This window comes from Gammaproteobacteria bacterium, from assembly GCA_041395445.1.
Taxonomy (GTDB): domain Bacteria; phylum Pseudomonadota; class Gammaproteobacteria; order Xanthomonadales; family Marinicellaceae; genus NORP309.
The window spans coordinates 242,802-263,419 of record JAWLAO010000002.1 but is presented as its reverse complement, the minus strand read 5'-3'; the positions used below and the strand labels follow the sequence as shown (position 1 = coordinate 263,419).

Genomic DNA, 20,618 nt, shown 5'->3' with positions numbered 1-20,618 from the left:
ACAGATGAAAGCACTCGTAAAAAAGCATCCAAAACAAGGAATTTGGATGGAAGATGTTCCAATGCCGTTTGTCGGACATAACGATGTTCTGATAAAAGTCGAAATGACCGCCATTTGCGGAACTGATTTACATATCTACAATTGGGATGAATGGTCTCAAAAAACAATCAAACCAGCTATGACCATTGGTCACGAATTTGTCGGAAATATTGTAGAACTGGGAAGTGAAGTTCAAGGCTATGAAATTGGACAAAGAGTCAGTGCCGAAGGTCATATCACCTGTGGTGTTTGCCGCAATTGTCGTGCCGGAACTCCGCATTTGTGCCCGAATACTGTTGGTATTGGTGTCAATCGGGATGGTGCATTTGCAGAGTTCATTTCCGTTCCTGCCAAGAATCTTTGGCCGGTTCATAAAGATATTTCTTCTGAATTAGCAGCATTCTTCGATCCCTATGGTAACGCAGCACATTGTGCTCTTGAATTTGATGTCATTGGTGAAGATGTTCTGATTACCGGTGCCGGTCCTATCGGCATAATTGCTGCCGGAATTTGTAAACACGTAGGAGCCCGCAATGTCGTTATTACTGACATCAATAACTATCGTTTGGATTTAGCCAAAAAAATTGGTGCCGATCGCACCATTAACGTCACTCAAGAACGACTCGCCGATGTCATGAAAGAAATGAACATCACCGGGTTTGATGTTGCATTAGAAATGTCGGGCAACCCGCATGCGTACAATGATTTGCTCAAATCCATGTATCACGGTGGTAAAATTGCATTGCTTGGGATTCTGCCTCGTTCCACTCAGATTGATTGGGATGAAATTATTTTCAAAGGGTTGAAAGTTCATGGGATATACGGACGTAAAATGTATGAAACCTGGTATAAAATGACACAAATGCTTCGAACCGGTTTTGACTTATCCAAGGTTCTTACCCATGTGATTAATATTGATGATTTTCAAACCGGCTTCGATTTAATGCAATCCGGTCAATGCGGAAAAGTCGTTTGCAAATGGTAAACTTTGAAGGTCATTAACGGCAATCTAATCACTTTAGCACTGCAAGGCGAGTTTGACCTTATCATTCATGGGTGTAATTGCTTTTGCGCAATGGATGCCGGGATTGCGAAGTCAATTAAGCAAGCTTTTCCACAAGCATGGGATGCTGATTTAAAAACTCCTATAGGCGATAAAAATAAGTTGGGAACATTTTCTCAAGCTGCAATCACAATCGACAATCATTCAAAACTTTTAGTTATCAATGCTTATACCCAGTTTCATTGGTCAGGAAAAGATGATTTGGTTGAATATAAATCTTTAAGAAAAATATTCAATCAAATCAAACTTCAATTTCATGGCAAAAAAATCGCCTATCCGCAAATCGGAGCCGGATTAGCCGGTGGAAATTGGCAAAAAATCAGCCAAATCATTGATGAAGAACTTAAAGGCGAAAATCACACTTTAGTTATTTTTGATGGAAGTTAGTTAATTTCCTATCAATGAAAATCAGCAAAATGATCTGCTAATTTATCAAACATTTTAACCGCTAAATATAGCAACAAAAAAGTAACCAAATATAGAATCGAAAGTTTCAACCAAGGTAAACTTTCATGGGTAATAACCGCACGATGGATAAATGTGATTGGCGTGTATAAAGGGTTAAATTGAATAATCTGTTTAAATCTGTCAGGTAAAATCGACTCAGAATAAATAATCGGTGTTAAAAAGAACCACAAGGTAATGATTGTAGTAATAAATTGCTGAGTATCCTTTATAAAAACATTGAATGCAGAAAACATTAAACCCAAAGCGATTGCTAACAAATACATTTGTGCAATTGGCAATATCAGCAATGGGATTGAGACATAATCAAAGTTTTCATTAAAAATCGCCAAACTCACTAAAACCACCAGATAACCGATCATATTCAGGCAAAAAACTGCTGAGATTGAAGCAATCACCGGGATTTTAAGATTAATTTTTATCTTACCAATCAAGTCAGACTTGTCTGACACCGCAGTGATAGAACGGATTAATGACTCGGAAAATGCCATCCACGGCCAAAAACCAACCGCCAGATAAACAATAAATCCGACATCCTGTTGATCTTTTGAGAATCTCGCTTGAAATATCTTATCGAAAACGAACCAATATATCAGCAAAGTGATAATCGGCTGAATAAAGACCCAGGCAATTCCGGTTAAATTGCCTAAATATTTATCTCTGATTTCTCTTTTAAAAAAGTAGTAAAACAATTTGAAAATAACGCTTTGCGAAAAGTTGAATCGTCATTTTAGACCATCCCCGATTTTAGTCAAAGCAATCAGTTAAAAATGTAAATTAAAAGAGATTTTCAATCACATGATGTACAATGCCATTTTTGCTATTAAAATTGTGCATGGCTAACAACAATCTCAACATTATCATTCTGGCAGCGGGAAAAGGAACCCGAATGAAGTCAGAAAAATTAAAAGTTCTTCATCCTTTAGCAGGAAAAGCCATTATTGATCATGTTTTGGACACCGCAAAATTATTAAATCCGAATAAAATCATCATGGTTTATGGACACCAGGGTGAACAATTAAAAAAATATTTAGAGCATGAAAATGTTGTTTGGGTTGAACAAAACAACCCTCAAGGAACAGGTCATGCCGTACAGTTAGCAGCCGCCCATCTTGACAAAAACTCTTCGGTTTTAATTTTAGTCGGTGATGCTCCATTGATTGAATTTGATGATTTACAAAAGCTCACACAATACAAACAAGCGGTTCTCTCTGCTGAGATGCAAAATCCTTTTGGTTATGGGCGAATTATTAAAAATTCAGAGAATCAAATTGAAGCTATTGTTGAGGAAAAAGATGCTAGTCAGCAACAGAAACAGATATCCGAAATCAACTCGGGGATTATTCTGGCTGAATCAGAGAACTTACAAAGTTGGATACAACAAATTGACAATAACAATGCTCAAGGTGAATATTATCTCACCGACGTTATTGGGCTTGGTTTTAAAAACAACCAACCCTTTTCTGCGGTAACCGTGCGCGACAACCGAAGCATTAAAGGCATCAATGACCGTGTGCAACTGTCTGAATGTGAAACTATTTTACAAACAAAATATCGCAAACATCTGATGCTTTCCGGTGTGTCTATGCCGCATCCAAAAACTGTTGAGATTCGAGGTCAGCTCACTTGCGGACAAGATATTGAAATTGATACCGGCGTGATATTTGAAGGAGATAACGAAATCGCTGATAACGTCAGCATTGGTGCTTATTCAATTATCAAAAACTGTAAACTGGGTAAAAACACTCGGATAGCCCCTCATTCAATGCTTGAAAATGTTATCACCAAAGGAGATTGTGATATTGGTCCGTTTGCCCGTTTGCGTCCCGGGACTGTTATTGGCGAAAAAGCCAAAGTCGGGAACTTTGTGGAAACTAAAAAAACGACTATCGGTTACAACTCGAAAGCCAGCCATTTAACTTATCTGGGTGATAGTGAAATTGGTGATAATGTTAATATCGGAGCCGGTACTATCACATGCAATTATGACGGTGTTAATAAATTTAAAACGATTATTGAAGACGATGTTTTTATCGGTTCTGACACTCAGTTGGTAGCACCTGTGACTGTCGGAAAAGGGGCTACAATCGGAGCAGGTACAACTCTGACAAAAAATGCGGAAAGTGGTAAACTGACTTTATCAAGAGCCAGACAAAAGACCATAGACGGCTGGCAAAAACCTAAGAAACAATAATTAAATCAATTGTTCATAAAAAAACTCCCGAAAATATTTCGTATACTTTCGGGAGTTTAATTCCTGTATTAAGAAACCAGTGAATTAATGCTTCGTACCGCAACCATCACTGTTGCATAATCCGAAACTTTTTCACTGCGCATTTGTTGCATCATTTTACGAACATGCAGAACTTGTTGTTTGTTATCATTAATCCATTCATCAACGACTTGTTTTGATTTAGCTGTTCCATACTTTTCAATAATAGTCTGAGTTAAAATATTATGATGCTCAAACAATTCATCGCGTAAAACACCGCGTGCATGAACATGCCATGAACTACTCACTTCCAGTTTATCAACCATTTGCTGTAACCAAATTAGATTCAATTTCTCACCTAAAGAGAAGAATATTTCAGCAGCTTTTTTAACCTGAGTCGAAGTATTATTGGCAATTTCTACCACATCAAGTGCCGCAACATAATATTTAACTTTAGCCAATGATTCTGATAAGGATTGAGGATAATTCGCACGCTCCCATTGAGATTCTGCTCTTTTCAAATCAGTTAAATCTTTAGGCGGCAGGTGTTTATCAATACCATCAATGAACTTCTTAACATCTTTTTGTAATTGTCCAAGCACTTCTGAAATATTGATATTCTGTCCAAATTTATTCAAAATCCAACGCACAACTTGTCTCAAGTTGCTCCACAGATGAACAAAACCTTCTAACTGTTTCTTGTAATTGACGGCTAAGTCGAGACTTTCAATCTGACTCCAGATATTTTCGACATTGAACAATTCAACAGCAATAACATACGCTTTGGCAATCGCACCAATTTCTGCACCTGTATCTTCATGAATTCGTTGGACAAATGTGGCACCCATGCGGTCGATAATTTTACTGGTAAGAATCGTTCCAACAATTTCACGATGTAAACGATGTCCGAGCAGATACTTCTCATCAGTTTTGTGTAGTTTTGCAGGGAAATATTCAATCAATACCGATGAAAACCAAGGGTCATCTATAGCATCAGACTTGAGTAAGTCTTCAAACAACGCCAGTTTAGAATAACTCATAAGCACTGATAATTCAGGTCGAGTCAGACCTTTTCCTTCTGCTTGTCTCTGCTTGAGTTGTTTTCCTGAAGGTAAAAACTCAATCTCACGATCCAACAAACCCCGTTTTTCCAAAACTTTAATCAGATGAGCTTTTGCACCCAGTCTTTCAACACTTTGATGCTCCATCATACTCAATGTTTGAGTTTGCGAATAATTGTTTCTCAATACCAATTGCGAAACGCTGTCCGTCATGGATTCCAGTAATTTCACTCGTCCTTTCGCGTCAATTTTTCCATCTTCAAGGAGTGATTGAATCAAAATCTTGATATTCACTTCGTGATCGGAACAATCCACGCCGGCTGAGTTATCAATAAAGTCGGTATTGATTTTTCCGCCACGCTCTGCGAATTGAATACGACCAAGCTGGGTAAAGCCCAGATTTCCGCCTTCACCGACGACTTTACATCTCAAATCCTTTCCGTCAACCCTTAATGCATTGTTAGAGCTATCACCAACATCTGAATGGGATTCTTCACTGGATTTCACATAAGTTCCGATTCCACCATTCCAAAGCAAGTCAACAGGTGCTTTCAACAGTGTTTTAATCAGCTCTTGCGGTGACATCTCGTCAACACTCAAACCAAGCCACTTTTTAACTTCAGGCGTCAAATGAATTGATTTATCAAAACGCGAATAAACTCCACCACCTTTAGAAATCAAGGATTTATCATAATCATCCCAGGTCGAACGCGGTAAATTAAACATCCGATTTCTTTCAACCCAAGATGTCGCCGCATCCGGATTGGGGTCAAGAAAAATATGCATGTGGTTGAATGCTGCTTTCAGACAAATATGTTTCGACAATAACATTCCATTACCGAAAACATCTCCCATCAAATCACCAATTCCCACAACGCTGAAATCTTCACTCTGACAGTCCATGTTCAATTCTCTGAAATGACGTTTAACTGATTCCCAGGCGCCTTTTGCAGTAATACCCATGGCTTTATGGTCATAACCTACAGAACCACCGGAAGCAAAAGCATCACCAAGCCAGAAACCATAATCAGCCGAAATTCCATTGGCGATATCAGAAAATTTTGCTGTTCCTTTGTCAGCAGCCACAACCAGATAAGGATCATCATGATCATATCTGATGACATTTTCAGGGTTAACTACTTTTCCGGAAACAATATTATCGGTTATATCCAACATACTACGGATAAAGTTTTTATAACACTCAATTCCTTCAGCCAGAACCTCTTCACGTCCTCCTTTAGGCATTTGTTTCACAACAAACCCGCCTTTTGAACCAACCGGCACAATGATAGAGTTCTTAACATTTTGCGCTTTCATCAAACCCAGAACCTCAGTTCTGAAATCTTCATAACGATCCGACCATCTCAATCCGCCACGAGCAACCTCACCTTTACGCAAGTGAATGGCTTCAAATCTTGGAGAATAAGCAAAAATCTCTCTGAAAGGAACCGGTTTCGGCATTTGTGGAACTTTGGATGAGTTTAATTTGAAGCTCACATAAGATTTGTGATTGCCTCTCACATCATTTTGATAAAAATTGGTTCTCAATATTGCCAGAATAACTTCGCAGAAAGAGCGGATAATTGTATCTTCATCTTGTGAACTTACTGTATCTAGCAAGGCTCTGACAACAGCAATCACTTTCTTTTCTTGTCTTTTACGATTGAATGAAGCACTGGTAAAATATTGTGAAACCGCATTCTCCTGAAACTCATTGAGTTTAACACCCAGGTGATTAAGTTGATTATCAAATTTCTCTTTGAAGTCAGTTAAGTAATTTTTATGCTCTTTGGTTGGTATATCTTCAAAAGAAACATCAAAACGCACTGTGAACAGTTCGAGCAACCAACGCGATATATGCGCTTGTGAAACCAAGGCTTTTTGAATATAGGATTGCGAAAATGATAAGTTGGTTTGTTTAAGATATTTACTGATGGCTCTCAAGACAACAATCTGTCTGGAGGTCAAACCACCTAAAATTAAAAGTTTATTGAACGAATCATTTTCAACCACGCCATTAACAATTTCCTTAAATGCTTGTTTAAAGCGCTCTTTAACCAGTTTCAATTCCAGTTCCGCACCATGCGATAATGCCAAATCAAAATCCTGAATCCAGAAACAGTTACCATTTGCCAGTTTGACTTTATAAGGTCTTTCTCTGACAACATGCAAGCCAAAGTTTTCTAAAATTGGTAAGACATCACTGAGAGGAATGGTATTCTGACAACGGAATATTTTAAACCTGAATAGTTTACTGCTAACATCTTTAGGTCGATAAAGACTCAGTTCCAAACCGGCATTGTCTAATAGTTTCGCTGCATATTCGACATCATAAGCTGCCATTTTTGGTGAAACATCATCCATGTATGCCATTGGAAAACAACCGGCATATTTTTGCGCCAGAAAATAACCTCTTTCATTACCATGTTTTTTCAGTAAAATTTCCTGCAATCGTTCTTGCCATGATTTGAGTTCGGCAGAAATTTTTCTCTCTAACTCACTGGCACTAATATCAAAATTATGATTAGTGTAAACAGTGAGATAGAGTCTTGTCAGATTGGATTCTTCAATTTTGACTTGGAATTCAATATTAGAACCGGAAACCTCTTCAACAAGAATAGCCTGAATCATTTGGCGAACTTCAGTATTAAACTTATCTCTGGGAATATGAACCAAAAAGGCATAATAGCGTTTAAATTTATCCTGCCTGAATGTCACATTCGCTGTTTGTCTTTCCAGAATTGTCAGAATCGAATAAATCGTTGCATAAAGTTCATCACTGCTTGATTGCATAATTTCATCACGCGGCAGTGTTTCCATCAAATGTACGATGTGTTTACCCGTATGACTCGCCTCACCAAATTTAAAGCGTTTGGTCACGCCTTTCACTTTATCGTTGATATAAGGAATATCCCAAGGACGTGTGTTGATTGCCGCTGAAGTGTATAAACCAACAAACCTATGCTCCGCAATCACGTTCCCTTCGTCATTGATTACAACCACACCCACATAATCCAATGTGCCTTCACGATGAACACGAGGTCTGGCATTCAGTTTAGTGATAATCATTAAATCCGATTGACGTTGAATTTGATAATCCTTATCAATCAGGAAATCAACATCTTTTAAATAAGCTTCCGAACGGTATAAACCTAGCGCTGAATCACGATTGGCAACAATGGGAGACTCTGAATTGTTATTTTGAATTTGATAATACTGATAACCCAAAAAGGTAAAATTATCATCCAGCAACCAATCAATGAATTTCAATTGTTTACCATGTACAGACTTTGAGTCTTTAACCACTAAATCATTCTTTGCTTCTTCGACTTTTCCAAGCATGGACTTCCAGTCCTGAACACAAACAGTCACTTTGTTAATAACCAGTTCTAAAGCCGTTTGAATTTCAGAGATTTTTTCAATATCAACAATGCGACTGATTTCGATATGCGTCCATGATTCCTTGAAATCATCTCCGGATTCACCGGCTGACTTCAAAACTCCGGATTTCGATCTGCTAACATTTGCCACAGGATGCGTCATCAATTGCATTGCCAATCCATTTTTTGCCAAAGCCAAAACCACAGAGTCGACAATAAACGGCATGTCAGGACAAATGATTTGAATGACTGTATTATTATTGTCAAAGCCGTCTTTTTCTTTACTTGGGTTAAAAACCCTGACATAACCGCTTTGCTGATTGTATTTTTTAATCGAATTAACAAAATCATTGATAATTTCAGTCCAATGACTATCAGAATGCATTTCAATTTCTGAAACTGACATTCCGCCAAAGAATAACTCGCATGTTTTTTTACATACCGGCAATAATTCAGGACTGGCAATTTTTGTCAAATTCCTTCTAACTGCCTGAATGTGCTTTTTATGCGCCGTTGTAGAAAGTCCAAACATAAGAACAACCTGTTTTAAAAATTATAATGGTGCCAAATTATACTCCTTAGTTATTTTGAATAACATTTTTTTGTCACAAAAACTCCAATCTTACAAACTTACTTTAGCCCGGCTTTATGAACTTAAACCTCATTGTATTTCTAATTTAATCAGGGAAATTTCCCCCCGAATATCAGTTCAACTGTTATAATTCGTTTTTTCAAAAAACTGGATACTCTGCAATGATAAAATTAGTACTTTTGAGACATGGTGAAAGTGAATGGAATCTGGCAAATCGATTTACCGGATGGACCGATGTGGATTTAACCGAAACCGGTATCAAACAAGCATTGAGTGCCGGTCAAATATTGAAACAGGAAGGATTTGAATTCGATAAAGCATACACATCTGTACTCAAAAGAGCCATTCGCACACTTTGGATTTCCCTGCAAGAACTGGATCAAATGTGGATTCCGGTGAAGCGTTCATGGAAACTCAACGAAAGACATTACGGAGCTTTACAAGGTTTAAACAAAGCAGAAACTGCCGAAAAATACGGTGATGAACAGGTTCTTATCTGGCGCAGAAGCTATGCCACTCGCCCTCCTCAGCTGGATTGGGACGATGAAAGAAATTGTGCTTTTGAACGGAAATACAAAGAACTGAAAAAATCACAAATTCCTTTGGGTGAATGCTTAAAAGACACCTATAAGAGAGTGATTCCATTTTGGAAAAAAAGAATCGTACCTGACTTAAAAAGTGGTAAGAAACTCATCATTGCTGCTCATGGCAACTCACTGAGAGCGTTGGTTAAATACTTGGATAAAGTTTCTGATGAAGATATTTTGAAACTTAATATTCCAACAGGAGTGCCATTAGTTTACGAGTTGGACGACGATTTAAAACCAATCAGAAACTACTATCTGGGTGATCAGGATAAAATTGCAAAAGCAGCCGCAGCTGTCGCCAATCAGGGAAAGTCTAAATAAAAAGTTCAAATAATTATAAAGATAGCTTTTGTTACGGCTGAAACCAATGGTTTCAGTTTAATTTATTCCGTGTAAAAGGTATAATCGCGGGTTTTTTAAAATCACTCTTTCGGACTTGTCATGATAGTATCAGCAAATGTAGGTATTCAATTCGGTTCAAAACCGTTATTTGATAATATTTCCATGAAATTTGGTAACGGTAACCGCTATGGACTTATTGGTGCAAACGGTTGCGGAAAATCGACTTTCATGAAAATTCTCACCAAAGAATTACAACCAACAAATGGTTCGGTCAGTTATGATGAACACGATAAAATTGGTGTTTTAGGACAAGATCAATACGCTTTTGAAGAGTTTTCAGTCATAGACACTGTTATCATGGGTGATAAGGAATTATGGCGCGTTAAAGAAGAACGTGACCGCATTTATGCTCTCCCTGAAATGACAGAAGAAGATGGCATCAAAGTTGCCAATCTGGAAACAGAATTTGCCGAAATGGACGGATATTCAGCAGAAGCTCGTGCCGGAGAATTATTGATGGGTTTGGAAATTCCCGAAGAGCAACATTATGGACTGATGTCAGAAGTGGCTCCGGGCTGGAAACTGCGTGTATTGCTGGCTCAGGTACTTTTTTCTAATCCTGATTTTCTATTATTGGACGAACCAACCAATAACCTCGATATCAATACCATTCGTTGGTTGGAGAATACTTTAAATTCCAGAAAATCAACAATGATAATCATTTCGCATGACAGACATTTTCTTAACTCTGTCTGTACACACATGCTGGATCTGGATTATGGTGAATTACGCCAATTCCCTGGTAATTATGATGAATACATGATTGCTGCGACTCAATCCAAAGAACGTTTACACGCTGAAAATGCCAAGATGAAAGAGCAAATGAAGGAACTTAAACACTTCATCAGCCGATTTTCGGCAAATGCTTCAAAAGCCAGACAAGCAACCTCGCGTCAAAAGCAATTGGATAAAATTCAATTGCATCATATCAAACCATCATCAAGGGTGAATCCATATATTATTATTGAGCAGGAAAAAGCATTAATAAAAAATGCCTTGAGTGCCAAAGACTTGAGCAAATCTTTTGATGATAAAACATTATTCAAAGATTTAAGCATCACTTTGGAAGTTGGTGAAAAACTGGCAGTCATTGGTGCTAACGGTATTGGTAAAACAACTTTGTTGAACTGCCTGACTGAAACCATTCAAGCAGATTCAGGTTCCATCAAATGGCCTGAACATGCGAATATTGCCTATTTCAAACAAGATAACATGGCTGAGTTCAAAGAAAACATCAATGCTTTTGACTGGATGATGCAGTGGAAAAAGCCGGAAGATGATGAACAAGCGGTTCGTAGCGTTATGGGACGTTTATTGTTTTCAAAAGAAGACTCCAAGAAAAAACTCAATGTGCTTTCCGGTGGTGAGAAAGGTCGCATGATGTTTGGTAAAATCATGTTACAAAAACCAAATATTCTGTTCATGGACGAACCAACCAACCACTTGGACATGGAATCCATTGAATCGTTGAATCTGGCTTTGGAAAACTACGAAGGAACATTAATTTTTGTTTCTCACGACCGTCAATTCGTGTCCTCCATTGCAACCAGAGTTCTTGAGTTACAGGAAGGTCAATACATCGACCACCGTGGCACTTACGAAGAACTCCTTGCCAAACAAGGAGTTTAAAAATGATGACAGCAAGAAAATATGTTTTAAATTTTATTTTTCTTGCTGTTATATCTTTTAGCAGCAACACTCAAGCATGGAATGCTGCCGGACATCAGTTAAGTTCAGCCATAACCTGGGAGCTGCTCTCCGAACAAGATAGAAATTATTGGGTTGACATTCTGAAACATCATCCTCGTTTTATTAAGGATTTTAAGAACAACATCCCTCAATTTGTTAAATTCAATCCCGACAACTACAATGAATGGATTTTTCGCCAGGCAGCAACCTGGCCGGATATGGCTCGAGGATTTCATCAATCTGATAAAGACAAATATCACCATTCCACATGGCACTATATCAACTATCCGTTATTTTTGAATGAGTCGGTAAATACTGACTTTGTCAACCTTGATGAACACGGTAATGGTAAACCGAATCACACTTTCAATATCTTACAGGCGTTAGAGACAAATATTGCTATTCTCAAAAATCAAACCGTTGATAAACAGGAAAAAGCTGTCGCCCTCTGTTGGGTTTTACATCTGATTGGCGACCTGCACCAGCCTCTTCACAGTACCGCATTGTTTTCAACTCAATTATTTGCCGAAGGCGATCGTGGTGGCAATTCAATCAAAATCAAAGGACAAGGTCAGATTGAAAACCTGCACTGGTTCTGGGACTCCAGACTCAACGAAACCACATCTTTCAAAGTGATTGATTTAAAAGCAAAAAAACTTTTAGAAAATTATAGTGATTTTAAACTAGCATCAAATGAAAGTACTTTTCCAAAACAAGCCAAACAATCCCACCAAATAGCAATAAAATATGTTTACACACCTGTACTTTTAGACCTTCTTCGTAAATATGAAGAGCAAAATAACACTTCGGGCAAAATTTATATCTCAAATATCTACGACCAACAAGCCCGAAAAGTATCTGAGAAACAGATTGTAAAAGCCAGCTTTTATATTGCTATAATTTTGAAGTCTTTACAAGGTTAGAAAAGTAAACCTACTATCATTTTTGGTATACTCAAACATATCTCGTCATTTCGACCGAACGAAGTGAGTGGAGAAATCTCATACCACACTTAATCCAATATTTCATAGTATAAGTCTCGCCACTCAGAATTCAATTTATTAACCAAAAGGTTCTTTTTTTTTCGATTCCATTTCTTTAATTGTTTTTCCCTTAAGATAGCATTTTCGATATCAACCAATTGCTCAAAGTAAACTAACTTCTCAGGCCTGTATTTTTTAGAAAAACCATCAACGAGTTCCTCTTTATATTCGTAAATTCGCCGTTTCAGGTTATTTGTAATGCCAATATATAGGACCGTGTTGCTTTGATTACTGATGATATAAACATAATACTCTTCCATGATTTCAATGATAGCATAAATTTATTAGATCTCTCCATGCGCTACGCTTAGTCGAGATGACGATGTATTTTTTTACTTATTCATGATGATAGAGTAATTTGTTCCAGGTTGTGTAAATTCAATTCAACTATTTACAAACATTAAAACCTACCTTGTGCTTCATGGTTAAAACTAAACCAGTCAATACTTTTCCCTCGTTCCCACGCTCTGAGACTGTGAAATAACTCATATTAGAATTACAACAAAACATGTTACAATCATATGTGCTAATAATACAAATTTTTACAAATGTCATCATTTTATAAATCAGGAAAGAATCGTCATCAACAATTAATCTTCCCTCCCAGTCTGGATGAATATATAGACTCTGACAATAGTGTAAGAGCGATTGATGATTACATTACACAACTGGATTTTGATAAGCTAGGCTTTCAAGATACAAGGAAAAGCAACCGGTCTGACGGTCAAAAATCTTACAGTCCCAAACTATTAATGAAAATATATCTTTATGGATATTTGAATAAAATCAGAAGTAGCCGAATGTTAGAGCGAGAGTGCAAACGCAACATTGAACTCATGTGGCTTACTTCAGGGATTAACACCAACTTACCATACAATATCAGACTTTAGAAAAACAATCCCAAAGCACTAAGAAAGACATTTAGACACTTTGTTCTGTTATGTAAGAACCTGAGTTTGATTGGAGATGGTCTAAAAGCTGTTGATGGAGCATTTTAAAAGCCAATGCCTCAAAAAACAAATTACTAATGAAGAAGACAATTGAAAAAGACTTGGTAATTATAGATGAGAAAATTGAAACCTATTTAAAAACTTTAGATAGTTCGGATAAAGAAAAGCAACCATCAAACCTGGCAGATAAATTACCCAGGGATATAGAAAAACTGAAAGCCAGACAACAAAAGCTGTTAGATGATTTAGCGCTTCTTGAGAAACTAAAAAAAGCAACATAACCTCACAGACCCGGATGCATCACTAATGAAAAAGCCTGCTCATAACCTTGTGGCTTACAATACACAAATAACAGTAGATGAAAAATTCAAATTAATAGTAGCCACTGATGTTTCCTCAAGTGGTAATGACTTAGAACAACTTCACAATATGTCAGTTCAAAGCAAAGAGAATCTTGAAGTTCAGGAATTAGACATAGTCGGTGATGTAGATACTTTAGTGCCAAAGAGATCAAGAAGTGTGTGGATGACAACATCAAAATATCAATACCTGAAGGCAATAAAACTCAAGGTCAAAAAAACAAAGGTAAATATACAAGAGACGCCTTTAAATATGATTCACAAAATGACTGTTATGTATGTCCAAACAATAAGAGCCTCAAAAAAACAATATCGAAACAAACTAAAAATGAAAAACTATACTATAAATATGCAACGACAAACCCGGATTGTAATGGATGTCCATTACGAGAAAAATGCTTGTCATCTAAGGCGTCTTATAAAGTGATTTATAGATGGGAATATGAAGCTGTGGTTGAAAAACATAGGGAAAATATGGCCTTAGAGGAATCAAAAGAAATTATTAAGAAAAGAGGTTCCATTGTAGAGCATCCATTTGGAACAATAAAACGAATGCTCGGTTGGGATCATTATCTTGTTCGGGGCATTGAAAAGGTATCTGGTGAAAATGCATTAATCATGTTTACTTACAATTTTAAGCGAGTATTAAATATACTGGGTATTGATATATTTAGAAAAATGATAAGATTGATGTAAGACCTTTAAAAGGCCATATTCACCTGAGTAAAAAGTCAGTTATTGAAGATAATGACAAGCAAAGCTAAATTTATAGCTAGTAAGAAAATATAAAGTAGTTAATCATAAATTTAGTACAATATAGAAAAATGAGAACAATCCATATTTACGATGATTTTTCTATATGTTATTTCACAGTCTCAGAGCATTGGAGCGAGACTGAAATTAGTGAGATACCTGCCTGCGCAGGTATGACGGATAATAAAAAAAAACTCTGTGCAACTCCGTGTTTTCTCTGTGAACTCTGTGTTCCTTAGACAGTTTTCAGAATTCTCCGATCGTTCCACTCACTCGGAATAACCCAAAATATTTACGATATAATCATAAATATCTCCAATACCCTGTTCATTAGCTAATAACCTCAAAATCTCACTAACACGCTTACTAAAACCATTCTGTATATAATCTTCAAGTTGATTCTTCACATCAAGAGTAAACTGTTCCGCTCCTTCTGTCGCATTATTGAGATTATCCATGCTTGGCTCGAACTTAACATCACAGAGAATTGAAAAAGCCCATTCGATGGCTTGCGGTTTGACTTCGACTTTGAAGAATTTATTTTGTTGATCTTGAGTACGCCCATCCGGTGCATACCAATAGCCAAAATCATCGAGTTTTCGCCGCTCTTTACCTGCCACACACCAGTGAGCCAGTTCATGCAAAGCACTGCGAATATAATCGTGGGAAAATTGAATTTCTGCAAACTCATCATCAGTAAAAGTTTTATAAAAAGGCTCGGTAAAACCACCAATGATTTTAGTTCGGTATTGGTTTAAAAATTGAGTGTTTAACAGATTTAACAACTCCGACAATTCCATGTCAAACTCCTGAATATTAATTAAGTGTCAGCTTCACAAAAGTGTTGCAACTTTTAAGAATAGAACCACTTGTATGTTTCAAGATCCCGGATTTGATTGCATCCATATTATCAATTATCATGTTAATACCAAACTGAGCCGCTTTTTTCCGTTCTTCGGGCGTGCCGTGATGATCCGGTGATTCATATAAAAAATCACCAAGAGCATAAGCTCCGCCGGTAATTCCCACGGCACTCACATCAAAAAGATCCGGTGGCAATCCAATGTTCATGTTTGTTAATAGTGCGGCAGATACGCAATCTGCTGCCAGTTCAGAGTTTTTGGAGCTTTGCTTGTTTTTGACTACATTCAAAATCTCTTCATCAGCATTCCAATATTGCAACTGATGAGCAAACTCATGCAAAGCCAGATAGTCAAACACCCACGAGCTTCGCATTTCATCCGGCAAATTGTACAAATATTGAATCAATTTGAAATCAAAAATCATGTACCCATGACCATGCGAATATGCATTGCCATTGATAGCTTTCTCATCATTGAAAAAACCGACACAAACGTGTTTTTTATAAGTCATTAAGTCATTGTTATTATTGAGAATTTCTAACGCTCTTTTGATAATTGAGACCAATATATCCATATTACCTTTTACCGTCACTTGATTACCATTTTTCATTACTTTGAGAACAGTATCTAATGGCAAAATTTCTGGCAAGTATTGTTTCTTGGCTTTTTGTGAACAATATATGGGATTATGGACATCATAAACACCGGAAATCAGCTGATTATCTAAAAACTTCTGCAATGGAGTTTTTCCGTCATCTTCTAATCCAATAATTTTCACCGAACCCGCTTGATTAGAGATAATTATGAGTATCAAAACTAATAAAGATTTAATCATAGTGTGATAGAACCAATAGCAACAAAGAAATCAATAATAACTGTTTCATAGTGTTTTTCATATTTTTTTTGAAAATTAGGCTACAATAGCGTTTTTTCAAATTCCAAATTGTATTAATGGAGCCAATTTCAATAAAAACCGAAGAAGAAATTCAAAAAATGCGGGTTGCCGGACGTTTGGCAGCTGAAGTTCTCGATATGATTGAGCCTCACGTTGTCGCCGGTGTTACAACCGAAGAGCTTGATAAAATCTGTCATGATTACATTGTCAATGTTCAGGGTGCGATACCTGCTCCATTAAACTACAATGGATTTCCCAAATCAATTTGCACATCAATCAACCAAGTCATTTGTCATGGCATCCCTGCCGATAAAAAATTAAAAAATGGTGATATCGTGAACATTGATGTTACGGTCATCAAAGATGGATGGTATGGAGATACCTCGCGCATGTTTGTCGTTGGAAAAGTTTCAGGGCGTGCACAAAAACTCATTGATGTGACAAAACAATGCATGGAAATTGGTATTCGTATGGTGGCGCCTGGTATTAAGTTGGGTGATATCGGTTATGCGATTGCTGAACATGCTCACAAACATGGATTTAGCGTTGTGCGAGAATATTGCGGACATGGAATTGGCAATACATTTCATGAAGCTCCACAAGTCTTGCATTATGGTATGAAAGGAACCGGAGTCACACTCAAAAAAGGCATGACTTTCACGATTGAACCCATGATTAATCTTGGCAAACGTCACTCCAGATTGCTCAATGACGGCTGGACCGTTGTTACCAAGGACAGAAGTTTATCCGCTCAATGGGAACACACAATGGTCGTCACCGAAACAGGTGTCGAAGTATTGACAGTTTCTGACAAATATCAGTTTGATTATTAGAGAATGTCCCGGATTGCTCCTCCGCTGAATGCTGAAAATTATCTGGATGTTCTTGAACTTCAGAAATCTCAGAAAATTTCGCTGGAGGTTTATAAAAAACTACTGAAAAAAGCGGATGAAAACCTGACAAATGATTTTCTCAAGGATCAGTCTCAGGTTGCCAAACTGGTAAAAACTCGTGCCTGGTACGTTGAGCAGTTAGTTTTACAAATCTGGAATAGCCTTGGTTTCAAAAAAAAACTCGCTCTGGTTGCTGTTGGTGGGTTTGGCAGAGGCGAACTTCACCCCTACTCTGATGTTGACTTACTAATTATAATTCCAAAAAAATCAAAAAGTTATAAAAATAAATTAAGAGGTTTTATCCAATCACTTTGGGACTTAGGATTAGATGTTGGTTCATCGGTTCGGACAGTCAAGCAATGCTTTGAATATGCGCAAAGCGATATCACAATAGCAACAAACCTGATGGAATCCAGACTCATCAAAGGCAATAAAAAGTTATTCAATAAGATGAGAAAATCCGTATCTACCAAAAAGATTTGGAAAGGCAAAGATTTTTTTGTTGCCAAACTCGAAGAGCAAAAACAAAGACATCATAAATTCAGCGAAACCGCTTACAATGTCGAACCGAACCTGAAAGAAGGTCCCGGTGGATTGCGTGATATTCAGATGATTTCATGGGTGGTGCAACGCTTTTATCAAGCTGAATCTTTACACGAATTGGTCGATTATGATTTTCTCAGTGAACACGAGTTTATCCGACTGCAAAAAGGCCAGAACTTTCTCTGGAAAGTCCGCTTTGCCTTGCATATTATTGCCAAACGCAAGGAGGATCGAATTTTATTTGATCATCAACTCAAACTCGCAAAAGTATTTGGTTTTAATGACGAGGGAGAAAAAAATCCCGCAGTTGAGCAATTCATGCAAATTTACTATCGCAATGCCATGCAACTGGAACGCCTGAATTCATTGCTGTTGCAATTATTTGATGAAAAGATTTTGCGAAAAAAACAAAACCATGAAATCAGACATTTGAATGAAAGGTTTAAGAGTGTCAACAGTTTCATTGAGATAAATGATACGGATTTATTTCGTAACACTCCAACAGTTTGGTTTGAACTATTTCTTCTGCTCCAGAAGCACACGGATATTCAGGGAATCCGTGCCGGAACGCTGAGGGCAATGCGACACAACATCAAGCAAGTTAATGATGAGTTTTGCAACAACCTTCAAATCAGAGAGCAGTTTCTGCAGATTTTACAACAAGATGATAGGGTTGATGTTGTATTAACCCAAATGAATCGTCTGGGAATTTTGGCTCGTTATTTGCCGGTTTTTGGTCGAATCGTCGGACGCATGCAGTTTGATTTATTTCATATTTATACCGTTGATCAACACAGTTTGTTTGCCGTAAGGAATTTGTATAACTTTAGAAATGCAGACAACCCGGCTAAAAACACTTATGAAATTTTTAAACAAATTCCAAATCCCTATTTACTTTACATAGCAGCCATGTTTCATGATATTGCCAAAGGCCGTCAAGGAAGGCATGCTGATCTAGGAGCAATTGATGTTGCGGAATTTTGTCAAAATCACAATATCAATGAAGAAAATACCGAACTGGTCGTTTGGCTGGTCAAATATCACCTGATTATGAGTGAAACGGCCCAAAAAAGAGATTTGAGCGACCCGGATGTCATTAGTAAGTTTTCTGAACAAGTTGGTGACTTGTTAAAACTTCGTTCCTTATATTTGCTCACATTAGCTGATATTTCTGCAACTGATCCAAAACTTCTAAACGAATTCAAACAAACATTAATTTACGAATTGTTTTATAAGTCTCAGAAATATTTAACAGAAGATCATTCGCAACAAAGTACTGATGCGGTTAGGAATTCACTTAGACAAGAATTGTTAAAAAACAATATTGATGTATCGACGATAGACAGACAATTTCAAACTTTTCCATTGGAGTTCTATCAAAAATTCAATATCGAAAAACTTCTGACAATTCATCAAATTACATCTCAGAAAAATTTACCAATAGTCACTCAGCTTCCCAATCAAAAAGGTAGCGTTGAATTTCTGGTTTATTGCGAGGATTTCACAGGGTTGTATTATTTGATGGTTTCAGTTTTAGAAAAATATAATTTTACTGTCGTTGATGCCGACATTAATATCACTTCTGATAATATGGCATTGAATACAGTTCAATGTATTATTGATGAAAAACATGACTCTGCTGAAAATACTCAAAGAATGACAAATGAACTCAAATCATACCTTTCTGTGAAAAAATTTCAGGAAGTGGCTATTAACAAATTCACTCCAAGCAGGGAAAAAGTCTTCAAAATTAAACCGAAAGTGATTATTCACTCTTCAGATAATAACAACAGAAGTTTGATAGAGGTTATCTGTCGAGACAAACACGGATTATTACCATTAATTGCCAAGATACTGAAATCACTGGAAATTTCGATTAAAGCCGCAAAAATTGTAAAAGTTGGAGTTCGTGCTGAATCCACTTATTGGTTGAGTTTTAATCACAAAGCCTTAAACGAAGAACTATTAAAAACACTACAAACAACATTGATTAAAGAACTATGACAGAATTACAAAATACCATTGAACAAGCATGGCAGAACCGTAAAGAACTCAGTAAAAATGATTTAGCAGCGTATTGTGAAGACTCTGTCGGAGCAGTCATGTCAGCATTAGAGTCTGGCGAATTTCGAGTCGCTGAACCATTAGAAAATGGTGAATGGCATGTCAATGAATGGCTCAAAAAAGCAGTTCTTTTGTATTTTTCAATCCATGACAACTACGTTATGGAAGGGACAACGCACAATTTTTATGACAAAGTTCCGTGCCGCTTTTTTAATGCAACTGAAGCCGATTTCAAAAAAACCGGAGCTCGTATTGTTCCACCAGCAACGGTTCGCAGAGGTGCGTTTCTGGGGAAGAATGTCGTTGTTATGCCGAGTTATGTCAATATCGGGGCTTATGTGGATGATGGAACTATGGTTGATACTTGGGCAACTGTTGGAAGTTGTGCTCAAATTGGAAAAAATGTCCATCTCTCCGGCGGTGTAGGAATTGGTGGTGTGCTAGAGCCTCTGCAAGCATCTCCAACCATTATAGAAGACAACTGTTTTATCGGTGCTCGCTCGGAAGTGGTTGAAGGTGTGAGAATCGGTAAAGGATGCGTGCTATCCATGGGAGTTTTCATTTCACAAAGCACTAAAATTTATAATCGGGAAACCGGAGAAATCAGCTATGGCTATGTTCCTCCGGGTTCAGTTGTAGTGCCAGGCAGTTTACCTGCCAAAGATGGTTCGCACTCGCTGAGTTGTGCTGTGATTGTCAAAACAGTGGATGAACAAACTCGCTCCAAGACATCTATTAATGAGCTTTTAAGAGATTAAAGCTGAG

17 protein-coding genes are annotated in these 20,618 nt (G+C 37.3%); 12 read left to right on the top strand and 5 right to left on the bottom strand.

Annotated features, from left to right (window positions below; translation table 11 throughout):
- Positions 1-4 precede the first annotated feature (4 nt).
- Together tdh and R3F25_04515 are read left to right on the top strand one after the other, a co-directional pair.
- Positions 5-1,024: an L-threonine 3-dehydrogenase gene (gene tdh / locus R3F25_04520; protein MEZ5496078.1), complete on the top strand. Its 1,020-nt coding sequence runs from the start codon at positions 5-7 to the stop codon at positions 1,022-1,024.
- Positions 1,025-1,027: 3 nt separating this feature from the next.
- Complete coding sequence (locus R3F25_04515) at positions 1,028-1,489, top strand: macro domain-containing protein (protein MEZ5496077.1); 462 nt, start codon at positions 1,028-1,030, stop codon at positions 1,487-1,489.
- An 11-nt stretch (positions 1,490-1,500) separates the two neighbouring features.
- Here R3F25_04515 and R3F25_04510 read toward each other — a convergent pair whose 3' ends face one another.
- Positions 1,501-2,259 (bottom strand): ABC transporter permease, encoded by a 759-nt coding sequence (locus R3F25_04510; GenBank protein ID MEZ5496076.1) that lies wholly within the window; start codon positions 2,257-2,259, stop codon positions 1,501-1,503.
- 143 nt (positions 2,260-2,402) lie between these two features.
- On the opposite strand from R3F25_04510, the gene glmU reads away from it, so the two are divergent.
- The gene (gene glmU / locus R3F25_04505) at positions 2,403-3,761 is read left to right on the top strand and encodes a bifunctional UDP-N-acetylglucosamine diphosphorylase/glucosamine-1-phosphate N-acetyltransferase GlmU (GenBank protein MEZ5496075.1); all 1,359 of its coding nucleotides are present in this window, start codon (positions 2,403-2,405) and stop codon (positions 3,759-3,761) included.
- Between the two features lie 68 nt (positions 3,762-3,829).
- Here glmU and R3F25_04500 read toward each other — a convergent pair whose 3' ends face one another.
- A complete protein-coding gene (locus R3F25_04500; protein ID MEZ5496074.1) occupies positions 3,830-8,752 on the bottom strand; it encodes an NAD-glutamate dehydrogenase in 4,923 nt (1,640 codons plus the stop codon).
- A gap of 221 nt (positions 8,753-8,973) precedes the next feature.
- Here R3F25_04500 and gpmA point away from each other — a divergent pair, with 221 nt between their 5' ends.
- The 3 genes from gpmA to R3F25_04485 all read left to right on the top strand — a co-directional run bounded on the left by gpmA (position 8,974) and on the right by R3F25_04485 (position 12,413).
- A complete protein-coding gene (gene gpmA, locus R3F25_04495; GenBank protein MEZ5496073.1) occupies positions 8,974-9,720 on the top strand; it encodes a 2,3-diphosphoglycerate-dependent phosphoglycerate mutase in 747 nt (248 codons plus the stop codon).
- 120 nt (positions 9,721-9,840) lie between these two features.
- Positions 9,841-11,430: an ABC-F family ATPase gene (locus tag R3F25_04490; protein ID MEZ5496072.1), complete on the top strand. Its 1,590-nt coding sequence runs from the start codon at positions 9,841-9,843 to the stop codon at positions 11,428-11,430.
- Positions 11,431-11,432: 2 nt separating this feature from the next.
- A complete protein-coding gene (locus tag R3F25_04485; protein ID MEZ5496071.1) occupies positions 11,433-12,413 on the top strand; it encodes a S1/P1 nuclease in 981 nt (326 codons plus the stop codon).
- Between the two features lie 89 nt (positions 12,414-12,502).
- Here the strand turns inward: R3F25_04485 and R3F25_04480 are convergent, their stop codons facing one another.
- Positions 12,503-12,793, bottom strand: a complete 291-nt coding sequence (locus tag R3F25_04480; protein ID MEZ5496070.1) for a GIY-YIG nuclease family protein — start codon at positions 12,791-12,793, stop codon at positions 12,503-12,505.
- 288 nt (positions 12,794-13,081) lie between these two features.
- On the opposite strand from R3F25_04480, the gene R3F25_04475 reads away from it, so the two are divergent.
- The 3 genes from R3F25_04475 to R3F25_04465 all read left to right on the top strand — a co-directional run bounded on the left by R3F25_04475 (position 13,082) and on the right by R3F25_04465 (position 14,538).
- On the top strand, positions 13,082-13,423 hold the full coding sequence (locus R3F25_04475; GenBank protein ID MEZ5496069.1) for a transposase: 342 nt from the start codon (positions 13,082-13,084) through the stop codon (positions 13,421-13,423).
- Positions 13,424-13,560: 137 nt separating this feature from the next.
- Entirely contained in the window at positions 13,561-13,764 is a 204-nt protein-coding gene (locus tag R3F25_04470) for a hypothetical protein (GenBank protein MEZ5496068.1), read from the top strand.
- Positions 13,765-14,004: 240 nt separating this feature from the next.
- Positions 14,005-14,538: a transposase gene (locus R3F25_04465; protein ID MEZ5496067.1), complete on the top strand. Its 534-nt coding sequence runs from the start codon at positions 14,005-14,007 to the stop codon at positions 14,536-14,538.
- Between the two features lie 326 nt (positions 14,539-14,864).
- On the opposite strand, the gene R3F25_04460 is transcribed toward R3F25_04465, so the two are convergent.
- Positions 14,865-15,395, bottom strand: a complete 531-nt coding sequence (locus tag R3F25_04460; protein ID MEZ5496066.1) for an elongation factor P hydroxylase — start codon at positions 15,393-15,395, stop codon at positions 14,865-14,867.
- A 16-nt stretch (positions 15,396-15,411) separates the two neighbouring features.
- Positions 15,412-16,293, bottom strand: coding sequence for a hypothetical protein (locus tag R3F25_04455; protein ID MEZ5496065.1), 882 nt, complete (start codon positions 16,291-16,293; stop codon positions 15,412-15,414).
- Between the two features lie 116 nt (positions 16,294-16,409).
- On the opposite strand from R3F25_04455, the gene map reads away from it, so the two are divergent.
- From map to dapD, 3 genes are read left to right on the top strand one after another with little or no spacing between them, the layout of a single operon-like run.
- Entirely contained in the window at positions 16,410-17,186 is a 777-nt protein-coding gene (map, locus tag R3F25_04450; protein ID MEZ5496064.1) for a type I methionyl aminopeptidase, read from the top strand.
- A 3-nt stretch (positions 17,187-17,189) separates the two neighbouring features.
- The gene (gene glnD / locus R3F25_04445; protein ID MEZ5496063.1) at positions 17,190-19,793 is read left to right on the top strand and encodes a [protein-PII] uridylyltransferase; all 2,604 of its coding nucleotides are present in this window, start codon (positions 17,190-17,192) and stop codon (positions 19,791-19,793) included.
- Positions 19,790-20,611, top strand: coding sequence for a 2,3,4,5-tetrahydropyridine-2,6-dicarboxylate N-succinyltransferase (gene dapD, locus R3F25_04440; GenBank protein ID MEZ5496062.1), 822 nt, complete (start codon positions 19,790-19,792; stop codon positions 20,609-20,611). Before glnD ends, dapD begins: the two co-directional genes overlap by 4 nt.
- Positions 20,612-20,618: the final 7 nt, after the last annotated feature.

What these genes read in the sequence shown, in the direction of transcription:
- gpmA (MEZ5496073.1), top strand. Translation starts at nt 8,974, where the DNA reads ATGATAAAATTAGTACTTTTGAGACATGGTGAAAGTGAATGGAATCTG.
- R3F25_04475 (MEZ5496069.1), top strand. Translation starts at nt 13,082, where the DNA reads ATGTCATCATTTTATAAATCAGGAAAGAATCGTCATCAACAATTAATC.
- R3F25_04500 (MEZ5496074.1), bottom strand. Translation starts at nt 8,752, where the DNA reads ATGTTTGGACTTTCTACAACGGCGCATAAAAAGCACATTCAGGCAGTT.
- R3F25_04470 (MEZ5496068.1), top strand. Translation starts at nt 13,561, where the DNA reads ATGAAGAAGACAATTGAAAAAGACTTGGTAATTATAGATGAGAAAATT.
- dapD (MEZ5496062.1), top strand. Translation starts at nt 19,790, where the DNA reads ATGACAGAATTACAAAATACCATTGAACAAGCATGGCAGAACCGTAAA.
- R3F25_04480 (MEZ5496070.1), bottom strand. Translation starts at nt 12,793, where the DNA reads ATGGAAGAGTATTATGTTTATATCATCAGTAATCAAAGCAACACGGTC.
- glnD (MEZ5496063.1), top strand. Translation starts at nt 17,190, where the DNA reads ATGTCCCGGATTGCTCCTCCGCTGAATGCTGAAAATTATCTGGATGTT.
- tdh (MEZ5496078.1), top strand. Translation starts at nt 5, where the DNA reads ATGAAAGCACTCGTAAAAAAGCATCCAAAACAAGGAATTTGGATGGAA.
- map (MEZ5496064.1), top strand. Translation starts at nt 16,410, where the DNA reads ATGGAGCCAATTTCAATAAAAACCGAAGAAGAAATTCAAAAAATGCGG.
- R3F25_04460 (MEZ5496066.1), bottom strand. Translation starts at nt 15,395, where the DNA reads ATGGAATTGTCGGAGTTGTTAAATCTGTTAAACACTCAATTTTTAAAC.
- R3F25_04485 (MEZ5496071.1), top strand. Translation starts at nt 11,433, where the DNA reads ATGATGACAGCAAGAAAATATGTTTTAAATTTTATTTTTCTTGCTGTT.
- R3F25_04490 (MEZ5496072.1), top strand. Translation starts at nt 9,841, where the DNA reads ATGATAGTATCAGCAAATGTAGGTATTCAATTCGGTTCAAAACCGTTA.
- glmU (MEZ5496075.1), top strand. Translation starts at nt 2,403, where the DNA reads ATGGCTAACAACAATCTCAACATTATCATTCTGGCAGCGGGAAAAGGA.
- R3F25_04455 (MEZ5496065.1), bottom strand. Translation starts at nt 16,293, where the DNA reads ATGATTAAATCTTTATTAGTTTTGATACTCATAATTATCTCTAATCAA.